A 12394-nucleotide genomic window follows, 5' to 3' on the forward strand; every position below is an offset into this window, starting at 1 on the left:
CGGGTGGGCCTACTTCACCTATCTTGCCCGGAAAATTCGCAGTACGTTTCAGCGAAAGTTGTGGAAATAATCAAGACAAAACCGATCAACGCCATGATCATTGCAGCGTTGCTCGCAAATTGAACGCTTTTTTTCGCGACTGAACGACTATTGCACGGTGCTTGTTCGACATTTCCGCAAATTGATCTTGATCGTTGATCATGTTCTTCGCAGAACCAACTCATTCACGTATCGACGAAAGGCTTGATAACCAAAGGAGATCACACCATCAGCCTTCAGCGACTTATATATCGCCAAGACTGACCAGCCTTGGCTAAGTGCAACTTGCACCTCGCTCCGCATAGAAAGAAACGTTGCACGATTGGCAGGGCCCGGTGAGCGGCCAGGTTCCGCCAAAACCATGGCGGCGATTCTCTCCGACAGACTCATTTCATCCACTTTTGACTTCCGATCTGATTTTGGAATTTCAATTTTGACTTTTCAAAACAAACAATTCGCGGTAAAAATACGAACAATTTTTGACACATTGCGATCAATCAATGGATATCGGTACAGGAAGCAAGTCTCCAGTAGAGCTACTGAGACGTCGGCGCATTCGAACAATAGTGGTGATGCACAATTTGATGGCCCGAGTTGGGGCAGTCAACGCAAATCAATTTGCGAAGTGGTTTGATTTGTCGACCGAAGGTTGGTCGCGAACGACAGGCCCGGAATTGATATCCGATATCGCAACGCAGATTGCAGAGACTCAGGACTCGAAGAAGTGGTATCGGATTGTGAGCGGAGCCCAACCACTATCTGAGCGGTCGCTGTCGAACCTCCAGCGTTTGTTTCCCGACGCTCGACGGATCTTCTCTGACGGCCCAGAACGTCTTTTTGAGGCGTTATGGGGCGACATAGATGACCTCTGGTCGGTATGTCGCGTAGAAGTACATGCGTACGAATTCCCGGATCCGAAACGACCTGCCGATGTCTCTGCTTTTAACCCGGACGATCTCGAAATGTTCGCCGATGCCAGCCTTTCGTTTGAAGAATCGCTAGAAAATTTCGAGTGTTCACTTCTTCTATACAAACGGTTTGGGCAAGAGCTAACAATCAATTGCCTGTCCGAAGCGATAGCGTTTCACCGCATTCATGGCGCAATAAGTAGGCTTTGCAAAGTAGATGGTGTGGGAGCGTATCGGTGTGTCCAAATGTGCCTTAATGATCAAGCGATCGCAATGCAGCTCAAAAAATTCAATCTTCACCGAGCCACGATCGATGTCTACGAAAGCATATCGAACGAGCTCTTCAATGCAGAGGTACGCCGTTTACAGACCGACGTGGAATACAGGAAGTCCGTTGGCGCTGAAGACTTCGCTGAATATGCACGCAATCCAGAATCTCTTTGTTCGGCTGATGCCCGTGCGGAGTTGCTGCGCATAGATTGAGCGCCGCAGTTATCCACCGATTCACAAGACAATTCACGTTAAAGGTTTTAATAGTTAACAAACCGCGCGCGCGCGTTATGCCCTGCTCCACCATCGCGAGAACCCCGCCCTGCCTAGCGTCGCGATAACTGTTGGTGGTTGATACCACGTAGGGCCGGTGGGCGAAAACACGTACCTATCCACAGGTTTTGGTGGGTGAAACCACGCGCCAGACCATTGGCTATTCGAGGGCGGTGGGTGAAAACACGTTATAGAAACTAGGCACCAGCTGATAGGTTCGGTCCGGGCAAGCTCTGTAAGAGCCTTGCCGTATTCCTTGTGTAGAAAGTGACAATGTCTTTCTCGCCGAGGAGAATTTTGTAGTCGGGCAGGTGGTCCGCACTTGCGATGGCCCGCACCATTCGGCGAAACTCCTTCAGCGTCGCCTTGCTTCCTGCCTTCTGACGAAGCAGTTCTAGCCCGATTCGCGCCAATGCCTGATGCCCGCAATGCTTGCGCGCCAGTTCGTATAAACGCCGTTCCAACGGTTTCCTCAATCGAAAATAAGCGTCGTTAAGAGTGAAGACCTCGAATGCGCATAAGGCGCGGTAGAACCACGTAGACAGCTCCACCTCCACAAAACCCGATCGTGAAGGGCCTTCTTCGTTCGTTACCATCCTATAGCGCTGAATAAGGTTAAACCCCTCGTCGATCCGAGTTCCGCCTGTACAGACGTTGGTCGTCAGAATCGTCCCGTGCAGCCTTTCGAGCGATGACCTAAGTGCGTTGTACTCTGCACCGCTCACGCCACGTCCAGTCGCAATTAGATAGTCATATGCCCTGAATCGTACCGTTCTGGTATTCGTCTCCGGCAGACCGCGGTCTACGCCCGCGACAAACTGGGAAGCGACGAAGATGAGTACGTCCTTGTCATGCAGCGTGGCGCGCCCGAGCATGCTTGACTTGACCGTAATCCGTCTCATCCCATCTTGACTCTCCCATTTCGAGATCGATATGTCGGGCTTGGTCGACAGTGAGAATATCGGCAATTCCATGCTCGCTGCGTCACACTTGAAAGCGTAGTCGTGTAGGTACGCAGGAAAGAAATCTGCCGTGACTGGATTCGCGTCGACGAGTGGTCCGGCCTTCATCGCGCGACTCCTGCTGGAGTACGGTTTCACAGCTTGGCCGCACCAGCTCGAACATTCTCAGCGGGTTTGCCCCCGCGCTGCCTGGCGATCTGCTCCGCTTTGGTAGGTCGGCCGCGTCGCTTCAGAGGAGCTACTGCCGAATGACTCGCGACCGTGAGCTCAGACGCGACGTGCTCAAGCAGCCACTGCTCGACGTCTTCTATACGCCAAAGCAAGCGCTTTGTACCGGGTAGTCGACATATGGGAGGAAGCGCTTGAGGGTTGCGCGAGGCGTCACTCCGAATGCTCGCGACGGACTTGTGCAGGTAGATGGATAGCTGATCGACGGTAAGAAGCGCTTGCATGGCTTGGACCTTGTAGCGCCATGCACGACTTCGCACATGACGGCGGTGGTTTGCTAATGCATGCAAGCTTCCCGTCTACGTCCATGCCGGTCCCGGTAATTCACACGGATTTTTTTTACACATGTAGCTCGACAGCTCGCGCAACCCGTCATCGCCACAAATCCGCCACACCTAGTGTGCAAAAACTTGCTTCAGAACGCAAAACAACGCACTACATCGCAAGACGTAGTGCGTTGTTTCTAAAGCAAATTCGTGGTGGAGAGGAGGAGGATCGAACTCCCGACCTTCGCATTGCGAACGCGACGCTCTCCCAGCTGAGCTACCCCCCCAACGAACCGAAATTGTATCACAGCGAAATCGCCTGCAGGCAAGCCTCCGACGATTCGCCGCAGCACTACTTCAACGGCGCCCCCGCCAAAATCCACCCGACAACGACCTTGATATCCGCATCGCTCATCCTGGGATGGGAGGGCATCGGAATGGAACCCCACACGCCCGCGCCACCGCTCTTCACCTTCTTTTCAAGCTTCGCGCTCGCTTGCGGATCGCCCTTATACTTCTCGGCGACTTGCTGAAACGACGGTCCCACGAGCTTTCGATCGATCGCGTGACAGCCCATGCACGCATTGCTTCGCGCGATCGCCATCGCATTCGCGGATGACCCGGCCTGCTCTGCCGCGACCACACCGAAAGACGCGGCGATCAACACCGCGCCGCAAATCAAACGCGCCATGCTCATTTCGTCGCCGGAACCGGATTGGGATTGCCCGGATGCACATCCGAGTTCTTCACGGGTGCGGGCGACTGCGAATCGAGCGGACGCGACGTCACGCCCGAATCAGGCACCGTGCCGACCGTCGCATCAGCAGGCGCGGGCGGGTTCGACGCGGAGACCGCGCTCGCATCGGATGCGGCCGCCGCTTCCAGCGCCTGCGCTTCTTCAGGCTTGATGTACTGGTACACCTTCACAACCTGCTCCACGCCCGGCACGCGCGCGGCGACATCCGCGCCATGCGCACCTTCGTCCGTCGTGACAAGTCCCATCAGATAAACGACGCTGCGCTCGCACACCACCTTGTAGTAGTTCGCACGCAAATCCTTCTCGCCGACCATCGCGGTCTTCACGCGAGTCTCGAGATAGGAGTCGTTCGCGCGCGAGGAGATCGAACTCGCGCCCTGAATCGACAGTTCGTTGACGATGCTGCCCACGTTATTGATGTCGCGCACGACGGCCTCGGCCTTCTGCTTCGACGCTTCGTCAGGCACCTCGCCAGTCAGCAGCACGCGCCGGTTGAACACGGTCACGTTGACATGCGCCGTATCGGGCAGGTTCTCGTTGATCCGCGAAAGCGCCTTCACCTGAATCTCGCGGTCTTCGGTCTGCGCACCGAGCGTGCGGCGATCCGTGGCGATCAACGTGCCGCCGGCCGCCGCGCCGACGACCGCGAGGGCGCAGCCCTGCAACGTCAATGCGACTCCGGACAACATGCTCACCACGAGCGTGGCCTGGGCCAGCGTCGCCTTGACGCGTGTCTTGTTCGTCAACTCCGTTCCCCTTTTCAGTTTCAGTCGTCTCCGAGCAGCATCGCATCGATGCCGTCGCACAGACAGTGAATGGTCAGCAGATGGACTTCCTGGATGCGCGCCGTTCGATCGGACGGCACGCAGATGTGAATGTCGGTTTCGGCGAGTACGTCGGACATCGCGCCGCCGCCCTTGCCCGACAGCGCGATCACGATCATCTCGCGCTCGTGCGCTTCCTGAATCGCCGCGAGCACGTTGACCGAATTCCCCGACGTGCTGATCGCGAGCAGCACATCGCCCGACTGACCGAGCGCGCGGACCTGGTTCGAGAAGATCTGTTCGAACGCATAGTCGTTGCCGATGGCCGTGAGAATCGATGTATCGGTCGTCAACGCGATGGCCGGCAAGCCCGGGCGCTCGCGCTCGAAGCGGCCGATCAGCTGCGCGGCGAAGCGCTGCGCATCGGCAGCGGAGCCGCCATTGCCGCACACGAGAATCTTGTTGCCGTTGGCGAGTGCGCCGAACAGCGTATCGATGGCGGCCGCGATCGGAACCGCCAGCGCGTCGAGTGCTTCGAGTTTGAGTGCCGCGCTGTCGCGGAAGTGCTGTTGAATACGTTCGACTGACATCGACTCTCGCTCATCGGCCGCGGCGCGCGGCAATACGTGGCTTGAACGCTCAAAGCGTCGGTTGTTGCGCAGTTTACCGCATGCATCATGCAGCGAACCTCGCTCATGCTTCGTCGGCGCGAAACGCATCGCGCAGCCAGTGCACGCGGCCCGCATCGAACGCGACGACATCAAAGCGGCACGCCGGCAACGCACCGCGCCAGCTCGCGAGAAAATGCTGCGCGGCATGCACGAGGCGCGCACGCTTTCTCGCGTCCACACTCGCAACGGCGTTCGCGTAACGCCTGCTCTTCCTCGCCCGAATTTCGACGAACACGAGCGCGCCGCGTTCATCGAGCATCACGAGATCGATCTCGCCGCCCCGGCATGTCACGTTGCGCGCGACGAGGCGCATCCGCTGTCGCTGCAGAAACTCGAGCGCATGCGACTCGAAAACATCGCCGAGCGTTTTGGACAAGGCTCCTCCATAAAAGTTGTCGACGAGCCATGCGGATCGCGCGTGGCAAAATGACGTCCTTTCCTTCGACGCCCGCGCTCATGCTTCAGATCTCCGAACTCGCCGCCGGGCAGCACTATCCGACGAGCGCGCTCTACGTCGTCGCGACGCCCATCGGCAACGCGGCCGACATCACCGTGCGCGCGCTGCACGTGTTGCAGCTCGCGGATCGCATCGCCGCCGAGGACACGCGCAACACCGCGCAACTGCTCGCGCGCTACGGCATCTCGAAGCCGTCGATCGCCGTGCACGAGCACAACGAGCGCAGCGCCGCCGAACGGGTGATCGAGCATCTCAGAAACGGCGAGCGCATCGCGTGCGTATCCGACGCCGGCACGCCCGGCATTTCCGATCCCGGCGCGCGTCTCGTCGATGCAGTGCGCGAAGCCGGACTGCCCGTCATTCCGCTGCCGGGCCCGAGCGCGCTCACGACAGCGCTTTCCGCAGCGGGCGCGTGGGTGCGCGGCTTCTCGTTCTTCGGCTTCCTGCCGACGAAGTCGAAGCAGCGCGCCACGCAATTGCGCACGCTCGCGAACCATCCGATGGCGTTGGTGTTCTACGAAGCGCCGCATCGCATCGTCGAAACGACGCGTGCGCTCGGCGAGGCATTCGGCGGCGAACGGCAGTTGCTGATCGCCCGTGAGCTGACGAAGTTACATGAGAGCCTGCATCGATGCACCCTGGCCGAAGGGCCAGCGTGGCTCGAAGCCGACGCGAATCGTCAGCGCGGGGAATTCGTTCTGGTGGTGGAAGGCGCGCCCGAAACGCAGGATGCCGACGACGCCCACGATGCGCTGCTCGCGACGCTGCTGGAGGAGTTGTCGGTGAAGAGTGCGGCGCGCATCGCCGCGACGTTGACGGGCGCATCGCGCAACGCGTTGTACGAACGCGCGCTCAAGCTCTCGAAGCGCGACGAAAGCGAAGCGGAATAGAAAACGGGCCGTCGCGAGACGGCCCGTTCGGGTGCTGCAAGGGGCGATGTCGGATCAGTTGACGCTGTCGTCGGCAAGCGCTTGCGCCTGCTCTTCGCGCGCCGCACGCGCTTCCTGCTGCGTGAGACCTTCGATCTTCACCTTCTGCGTGCCTGCGCCGCGCATGCCGAGCACCGCCGCGGCGGCGTACGACAAGTCGATCACGCGTCCGCGCACATACGGTCCACGGTCGTTGATCTTCACGACCACCGTCTTGTGGTTGGACTCGTTCGTCACGCGCACCCACGACGCGAGCGGCAACGTGCGGTGAGCCGCGGTCATCGCGTTCATGTTGAACTTTTCGCCGCTCGCGGTCTTGCGGCCATGGAACATGCGGCCGTACCACGACGCCTTACCCTTCTGTTCGAAGCTGCCCGCGTCGGGACCGGTCGTGATCGGCTCGGCGCTCGAAAGCGATTGAGCCTGGTTCGGCTTGTCGGCCGGAAGCGCGGAAAGGTGCGAATCGAACGCGAGCGGCGCCGTCGAGCGGGCACTGCTCGTGCTCAGAGAGTCTGTCTTCTGAGGATTGGCTGCGACATCGCCCGAACCCGGCGCGGCGCAACCCGCCAGCACACCAACTGCCAGCAGGCTTCCGACATGTCGAATAAATCGAGCATTCATAGACGTGTTTACGATAAAAGGAGCGGCCGCGCTGCGCTGGTCGGCGCGCGCATGGCTGCTCGAGGCTTTGCCGTGCAAAGCAGAACGCCGCTCGGTCAAGCGAACGGCGAACTGTGCTCGGATGCGGCGCACTCGTGCCGCAAACGCCCGGTTATTGTTCACGTCTGGCGCAACCTGTCCCCGGCAGCCTGACCAGACCCCACAAGCCGCCATCGAACGTGGCATCACATTCGTGCGCTGAAAAATTCATCTAAGCGCAGGAACGGCGGCGTAGGCCCCATCCGGCGTAACGGCTGCAAAGCCATCTGACAGACGCGCGGCGTCTGGCCGGACAAGACGTGTGCACCCACTGGAGGTGCTTGAGTTGCAATTGCGAGGCTTTTGGCCCCGAACAGCGTACTGACAGCGATTGTAAAAACGCACTAGCGTTTCAACCTTCGCTTATTGACGGCATGGTTGGATCCATGCACAAGTACTGCCATTATACAAAAAAACAGCGGTTCGTCTCGCCAAACCCAACGATCAGTCATTGATTTTCGCTATGAGCGTAAGAATTGCCGATATTTACGGGTTTTCCAGCGCTCGAACCGTCACCCTTGCGCGCGTTATGGCACCGGTACAATGAACGTTTTTACAGGCCTGCGCGTACCGACGACAGTCATATGAAAGTCATTCTCGTTCCCGTGACGCCCTTCCAGCAAAACTGTTCCATCGTGATCTGCGAGGCGACCAGGCGCGCCGCCATCGTCGACCCGGGCGGCGACATCGAACGCATCATCGCGGAAGTGGAGCGGCAGGGCGTGACCGTCGAAAAGATTCTTCTGACGCATGGTCACCTAGACCATTGCGGTGGCGCGAAGGCGCTCGCCGACCATTACGGCATACAAATAGAAGGACCGCATCGTGAGGATGCGTTCTGGATCGATCAGCTGCCCGCGCAGACTCAGCGCTTCGGCTTTTCGAACGCCGAGGCGTTCACGCCCGAACGCTGGCTGGTCGACGGCGACACCGTGCAGTTCGGCGACGAGTCGATGGAAGTCTATTTCTGTCCGGGTCACACGCCGGGTCACGTCGTGTTTTTCAGCCGCGCGCATCAACTCGCGTTCGTCGGCGATGTGCTGTTTGCCGGCTCCATCGGCCGCACCGATTTTCCGCGCGGCAATCACGCGGAACTCATCCGTTCGATCCGCGAAAAGCTCTGGCCGCTCGGCGACGACGTCACCTTCGTTCCCGGTCACGGCCCGGCATCGACATTCGGCGAGGAGCGGCGCACCAACCCGTTCGTGCGCGACGGAGTGACAGCGTGAACGCGATTCCCGAAATCTACGTCAGCACCGATGTCGAAGCCGACGGCCCGATTCCCGGTCCGCATTCGATGCTGAGCTTCGCCTCGGCAGCCTTCACGGCCGACAAGCAGCTCATCGGCACTTTCTCCGCGAATCTCGAAACGCTGGAAGGCGCGGCGCCACATCCAGTGCAAGCCGCATGGTGGAAAACTCAGCCCGACGCGTGGACAGCGTGCCGCAAGGATTTGCAGAAGCCGGAGATCGCACTGCCGGCTTATGTCGAATGGGTGGAGGCGCTGCCGGGCAAGCCGGTGTTCGTCGCGTATCCGGCGGGCTTCGACTTCACCTATATGTTCTGGTACATGATGCGTTTTGCCGAGCGCTGTCCTTTCTCGTGGTCGGCGCTCGACATCAAGACGCTCGCCTTCGCGATGACCGGACTGCCATACCGGAAGGCGATCAAGCCGCGTCTGCCGAAACATTGGTTCGACGAGTTGCCGCACACGCACGTCGCGCTCGACGACGCGATCGAGCAAGGCGCGCTCTTTTGCAACATGCTCGCGGAGCTGCGGACGTCGCAGGCCGCGCTGGCGCGGACATCGGCTGAATCGAACGAGATCGGCGAAGGTAAAACCGCGCAGTCAGGCCAATGAGTTAGGGAAACTCCCTCAGTGCAGGCGCTTTGCATTGCGTTTCTTTTCCGGCGCCTCTACCATGAGAGTCAAATCGCGACCGAACGGAGGCGCAGTTGACTCTCGATACATTCTCACAAAAAATCCTGCGTCTTCTGCAGCTCGACGCACGGCGCTCCGTTCAGGAAATCTCCGACCAGGTCGGCTTGTCGAGTACGCCGTGCTGGCGGCGCATCAAGGACATGGAGCAATCGGGCGTTATTCAGCGCTATACGGCGCTGCTCGACCGCGAGAAGCTCGGCCTGCACGTCTGCGCGCTCGCGCATATACACCTGACGCGTCACACCGAGGGCGGCGTCGAGCAGTTCGAGCGCGAGATCGCCACCTGCCCGGAAGTGACCGAGTGCTACAGCACGACCGGCGAGTCCGATTACATCCTCAAGATCGTTGCGCCGGATATCAAGGCGTACGACGCGTTCCTGCACGATCGCATCTTCAAGATTCCTGCCGTCGCGCAGGTGCGAACGAGCGTCGTGCTTCGCGAAATCAAGTTCGACACGCAATTGCCGCTCTGAGCGGCGTTCAGCGTGGCGTATCGATCACGCGCTTCGTCGTCGACGCGGGCGCGAGATCGAGCGCCTGCGCGATGTGAATCTCACGCGCGCCGATCTTGCGTTTGAGCGCGTCGAGATCGATCGACTTCAGCTTCGCGGCGGTGTCCTCTGCGCCTGGCGCGGGTAGCATGACGTCCACATTGAAGCCGCTGCTCAGATAGTGCAGATTCAAGGTCTCCACTGCCAAACCCTGTCGCGTGAAAGCCGCGCGCACAGCGTCGCTGACGGTCGAACGCAACGGGAAATTGCCCGGCAACGGATTGAGTTCATCGAGTTCGGGATCGACATGAATGAGCGCATCGATGACCCGCGTGTCGGCCAGCATGTTCGCGCGCGCCGATTCGGCGATGTAATGACCTTCCGAAACCGAAATGAGCGGGTCGACGAGAATGTGGGCATCGACGATGGCGAGATCGCCCATTTTGCGCGTCCGGAACTCGTGGACTTCGCGCACGCCGGGCGTCGTCAGCAAAATGGCTCGCAAATCTTCGGTGGTCGCTTGATCGAGTGCCCGATCTGAAAGATCTTGTAATGCATCCCACGCGAACGTCCATCCCATTTTGCCGATCAGGAAGCCGACGAGCGCGGCGGCGATCGGGTCCAAAATCCGGAATCCCGCCAAACTGCCGATTATCCCGAGTGCGACGACCAGCGAAGAAGCGGCATCCGAGCGCGCATGCCACGCATTTGCGACGAGCATCGCGGAACGCACCCGTTCAGCGGCGCGCAGCATATAGCGAAACAGCGCTTCCTTGGAAACGAGCACGATTATCGCCACCGCCAGCGCGCCGACCTTTACCGGCGGAATATCCTGAAGGTTGACGATTCGCGATCCGGCACGCCACAGCATTCCGACGCCCACCGCGACCAGTAATCCGCCGAGGAACAATGAAGCCACCGTCTCATAACGGTTATGGCCGTAGTTATGGTCGACGTCCGGGGCAGCGCCCGCGTGCTCGTTCGCAATCAGCACGATAAAATCAGACACAATGTCCGCCAGCGAATGAACGCCATCCGCTATCAGTGCCTGAGAGTGAGCAAGAAAGCCTACGACGAGTTGCGCCGTGGTTAGCACACTATTTACCGCAATGCTCCGCCAGGTGGTTCTTCGGGCAACCTCCTGTTTTTCCGCGGTACGCGTCGTCGAAAGCGACATGTAATTGAACTCGAGCCTTTCACCTTCGAATTTTATCAGCGGGTGCGTCTCGGAGCTTCTGGGCGCGTGCGGTATTTTGGTTCAGGATCAGCCGTCGGGCGACCGGCGATACCAATTTATCAGCCTGCGAAATAAAATAGGCCGCGTCATGTAACGCGGCCTATTTTTCGCATGATTCGGCTCAGAACTTACTTGCCGATCAGGAAGCTGTCCCGATCTTGCCCGGCGATCCACTTCGGCGGCTTGCCGCGGCCCGACCAGGTGCTGCCGCTTTCCGGATCACGATATTTCGGCGCCACGCCCGAACGGCTACGCGCGGCCTTCGCGCCTTTCGCACTCCGACCGCCAGCCAGTTCCTGAAGCGTGATGCCATAATCCGCCATCTTCTGCTTGATCTCATTAAGCACTTCGGCGTATTCGCGCGACTTCGCTTCTTCAATCTGACGTTCGAGAGACTCGCGTTGTGCGAGGAGTTCCTTGTATGACGGCATGGCAATTCCCTAAGTGGTTTGCTGACTTTGCGAATCAACGCGCTCGCTTTCAGTTATCAGTATCTGTAAAGCCTCGGACTGGGACGCAGATTAACACAGTTCCCATTAACGCGGCATGTGCGTATTGCCACTTAATAAAAAGTTTAGCGACTTTCTTCGTAACATTTGCCGAAAATTCTGAGATTGGAGCGGTTGTTGATCCGATCTAAAACGCGTTGATGAAACGATCCTTCGTTGGCGTCATGGCATCGAATGAAAACAAGGCCAATAAACTCGACCGGAAAATTTCATGAGATGGCAACTTGCGGCGAATCGTTGAGACATCTGGTCACTCGAAGCGAAATCGGGTCGCAACAAATTCGGATTTATCGCACGGAAAAGTCGCCTTGCCGCTCGAAGCAATCGATAAGCGCAGCCTTCAAATCCTCGTTCGTCAGTTTCGGGTAATCGAATGTAAAACGATTGCGCGTCCCGGTAAGCAGCAAATCACAGCCGTACCGGTCGACCCCCAATAAGTGGAGATTCTCCGGCTGGCCCGTGTAAGCATCAAAATATTCACAGAGCGACGATTCGTCCGCTGCACAAAGCGGCGGCAGCGAATCGAGTTCTTCGCCGGCGAGCCAGCCCATTGCACCGAATCCGCCGATATACCGCATGCGTTCCACCGACATCACCCAGAAGGAGAAATCGCCGAGTTCCAGATATCGCGCCGAATCCGGGTGATAGCGCAGATATCGCTGCGCGAGTTCCCCGGTTTCTTCCGGCCGCGCTGGCGCGAAGCTGCCGAGCATGGTCAGGCGCTGGCCGTCCAGCACGCCGCCTTCCGCGGCGTGCGCGACCAGAAAACCGGCGCGCGCATCGGCGTGAAGATTGCGCGTGTGCTCGGCGAGATGGCTGATGAGCAACATCGGCACGTGGCGAGCGGTGGGCGCGAAGGGCAGCGCTGTCGGATAGGGAAAGCCGCGCGGCTCGCGCGAATGCGTGGCGAGCGTGCCTTCGGACACGCGATGCAGCAGATGAAGCGGCGCTTGCGACGGAATGTTCATCCGGTTCTCGTTCGTTGGTCGATC

The 12394-nt window shown here is 59.0% G+C and carries 15 protein-coding genes and 1 tRNA gene; 5 read left to right on the forward strand and 11 right to left on the reverse strand.

Going from position 1 to position 12394, the window contains the following annotated elements; genetic code table 11:
- Positions 1-198: 198 nt before the first annotated feature.
- Positions 199-429 carry a TraK family protein gene (locus PQR08_RS13495; RefSeq protein WP_408161591.1) on the reverse strand — a complete coding sequence of 77 codons (231 nt, stop codon included), beginning with the start codon at positions 427-429 and terminating at the stop codon, positions 199-201.
- Positions 430-539: 110 nt separating this feature from the next.
- Here PQR08_RS13495 and PQR08_RS13500 point away from each other — a divergent pair, with 110 nt between their 5' ends.
- Positions 540-1430, forward strand: a complete 891-nt coding sequence (locus PQR08_RS13500) for a hypothetical protein (RefSeq protein ID WP_408161426.1) — start codon at positions 540-542, stop codon at positions 1428-1430.
- 257 nt (positions 1431-1687) lie between these two features.
- On the opposite strand, the gene PQR08_RS13505 is transcribed toward PQR08_RS13500, so the two are convergent.
- The 6 genes from PQR08_RS13505 to PQR08_RS13530 form a co-directional block, all read right to left on the reverse strand.
- Positions 1688-2560, reverse strand: coding sequence for a replication initiator protein A (locus tag PQR08_RS13505; protein ID WP_408161427.1), 873 nt, complete (start codon positions 2558-2560; stop codon positions 1688-1690).
- Between the two features lie 597 nt (positions 2561-3157).
- A tRNA-Ala gene (locus PQR08_RS13510) sits at positions 3158-3233 on the reverse strand.
- 65 nt (positions 3234-3298) lie between these two features.
- Positions 3299-3643 carry a c-type cytochrome gene (locus tag PQR08_RS13515; protein WP_408161429.1) on the reverse strand — a complete coding sequence of 115 codons (345 nt, stop codon included), beginning with the start codon at positions 3641-3643 and terminating at the stop codon, positions 3299-3301.
- Positions 3640-4392, reverse strand: a complete 753-nt coding sequence (locus PQR08_RS13520; protein ID WP_238286214.1) for a BON domain-containing protein — start codon at positions 4390-4392, stop codon at positions 3640-3642. The genes PQR08_RS13515 and PQR08_RS13520 overlap by 4 nt, the downstream gene beginning before the upstream one ends.
- 77 nt (positions 4393-4469) lie before the next feature.
- On the reverse strand, positions 4470-5057 hold the full coding sequence (locus PQR08_RS13525; RefSeq protein WP_408161431.1) for a phosphoheptose isomerase: 588 nt from the start codon (positions 5055-5057) through the stop codon (positions 4470-4472).
- Positions 5058-5160: 103 nt separating this feature from the next.
- Positions 5161-5514 carry a YraN family protein gene (locus PQR08_RS13530; protein ID WP_408161433.1) on the reverse strand — a complete coding sequence of 118 codons (354 nt, stop codon included), beginning with the start codon at positions 5512-5514 and terminating at the stop codon, positions 5161-5163.
- An 80-nt stretch (positions 5515-5594) separates the two neighbouring features.
- On the opposite strand from PQR08_RS13530, the gene rsmI reads away from it, so the two are divergent.
- The gene (rsmI, locus tag PQR08_RS13535; protein WP_408161593.1) at positions 5595-6485 is read left to right on the forward strand and encodes a 16S rRNA (cytidine(1402)-2'-O)-methyltransferase; all 891 of its coding nucleotides are present in this window, start codon (positions 5595-5597) and stop codon (positions 6483-6485) included.
- Between the two features lie 54 nt (positions 6486-6539).
- Here the strand turns inward: rsmI and PQR08_RS13540 are convergent, their stop codons facing one another.
- Positions 6540-7145 carry a septal ring lytic transglycosylase RlpA family protein gene (locus PQR08_RS13540; RefSeq protein ID WP_187608158.1) on the reverse strand — a complete coding sequence of 202 codons (606 nt, stop codon included), beginning with the start codon at positions 7143-7145 and terminating at the stop codon, positions 6540-6542.
- 662 nt (positions 7146-7807) lie between these two features.
- Here PQR08_RS13540 and PQR08_RS13545 point away from each other — a divergent pair.
- The 3 genes from PQR08_RS13545 to PQR08_RS13555 all read left to right on the forward strand — a co-directional run bounded on the left by PQR08_RS13545 (position 7808) and on the right by PQR08_RS13555 (position 9638).
- A complete protein-coding gene (locus PQR08_RS13545; protein WP_408161435.1) occupies positions 7808-8452 on the forward strand; it encodes an MBL fold metallo-hydrolase in 645 nt (214 codons plus the stop codon).
- Positions 8449-9084, forward strand: coding sequence for a 3'-5' exonuclease family protein (locus PQR08_RS13550; protein ID WP_408161437.1), 636 nt, complete (start codon positions 8449-8451; stop codon positions 9082-9084). Before PQR08_RS13545 ends, PQR08_RS13550 begins: the two co-directional genes overlap by 4 nt.
- Before the next feature lie 95 nt (positions 9085-9179).
- A complete protein-coding gene (locus PQR08_RS13555) occupies positions 9180-9638 on the forward strand; it encodes an Lrp/AsnC family transcriptional regulator (protein ID WP_008352298.1) in 459 nt (152 codons plus the stop codon).
- Between the two features lie 7 nt (positions 9639-9645).
- On the opposite strand, the gene PQR08_RS13560 is transcribed toward PQR08_RS13555, so the two are convergent.
- The 3 genes from PQR08_RS13560 to PQR08_RS13570 all read right to left on the reverse strand — a co-directional run bounded on the left by PQR08_RS13560 (position 9646) and on the right by PQR08_RS13570 (position 12370).
- The gene (locus tag PQR08_RS13560; protein ID WP_408161438.1) at positions 9646-10833 is read right to left on the reverse strand and encodes a cation diffusion facilitator family transporter; all 1188 of its coding nucleotides are present in this window, start codon (positions 10831-10833) and stop codon (positions 9646-9648) included.
- Positions 10834-11021: 188 nt separating this feature from the next.
- The gene (locus tag PQR08_RS13565) at positions 11022-11324 is read right to left on the reverse strand and encodes an H-NS histone family protein (RefSeq protein WP_035499508.1); all 303 of its coding nucleotides are present in this window, start codon (positions 11322-11324) and stop codon (positions 11022-11024) included.
- Between the two features lie 365 nt (positions 11325-11689).
- A complete protein-coding gene (locus PQR08_RS13570; protein ID WP_408161440.1) occupies positions 11690-12370 on the reverse strand; it encodes a HugZ family pyridoxamine 5'-phosphate oxidase in 681 nt (226 codons plus the stop codon).
- Positions 12371-12394 lie beyond the last annotated feature (24 nt).

The sequence above is a fragment of the Caballeronia jiangsuensis genome (assembly GCF_046030135.1).
Lineage (GTDB): Bacteria > Pseudomonadota > Gammaproteobacteria > Burkholderiales > Burkholderiaceae > Caballeronia > Caballeronia jiangsuensis.

What these genes read in the sequence shown, in the direction of transcription:
- PQR08_RS13570 (WP_408161440.1), bottom strand. Translation starts at nt 12,370, where the DNA reads ATGAACATTCCGTCGCAAGCGCCGCTTCATCTGCTGCATCGCGTGTCC.
- PQR08_RS13515 (WP_408161429.1), bottom strand. Translation starts at nt 3,643, where the DNA reads ATGAGCATGGCGCGTTTGATTTGCGGCGCGGTGTTGATCGCCGCGTCT.
- PQR08_RS13505 (WP_408161427.1), bottom strand. Translation starts at nt 2,560, where the DNA reads ATGAAGGCCGGACCACTCGTCGACGCGAATCCAGTCACGGCAGATTTC.
- PQR08_RS13545 (WP_408161435.1), top strand. Translation starts at nt 7,808, where the DNA reads ATGAAAGTCATTCTCGTTCCCGTGACGCCCTTCCAGCAAAACTGTTCC.
- rsmI (WP_408161593.1), top strand. Translation starts at nt 5,595, where the DNA reads ATGCTTCAGATCTCCGAACTCGCCGCCGGGCAGCACTATCCGACGAGC.
- PQR08_RS13525 (WP_408161431.1), bottom strand. Translation starts at nt 5,057, where the DNA reads ATGTCAGTCGAACGTATTCAACAGCACTTCCGCGACAGCGCGGCACTC.
- PQR08_RS13540 (WP_187608158.1), bottom strand. Translation starts at nt 7,145, where the DNA reads ATGAATGCTCGATTTATTCGACATGTCGGAAGCCTGCTGGCAGTTGGT.
- PQR08_RS13560 (WP_408161438.1), bottom strand. Translation starts at nt 10,833, where the DNA reads ATGTCGCTTTCGACGACGCGTACCGCGGAAAAACAGGAGGTTGCCCGA.
- PQR08_RS13565 (WP_035499508.1), bottom strand. Translation starts at nt 11,324, where the DNA reads ATGCCGTCATACAAGGAACTCCTCGCACAACGCGAGTCTCTCGAACGT.
- PQR08_RS13520 (WP_238286214.1), bottom strand. Translation starts at nt 4,392, where the DNA reads ATGTTGTCCGGAGTCGCATTGACGTTGCAGGGCTGCGCCCTCGCGGTC.
- PQR08_RS13500 (WP_408161426.1), top strand. Translation starts at nt 540, where the DNA reads ATGGATATCGGTACAGGAAGCAAGTCTCCAGTAGAGCTACTGAGACGT.
- PQR08_RS13495 (WP_408161591.1), bottom strand. Translation starts at nt 429, where the DNA reads ATGAGTCTGTCGGAGAGAATCGCCGCCATGGTTTTGGCGGAACCTGGC.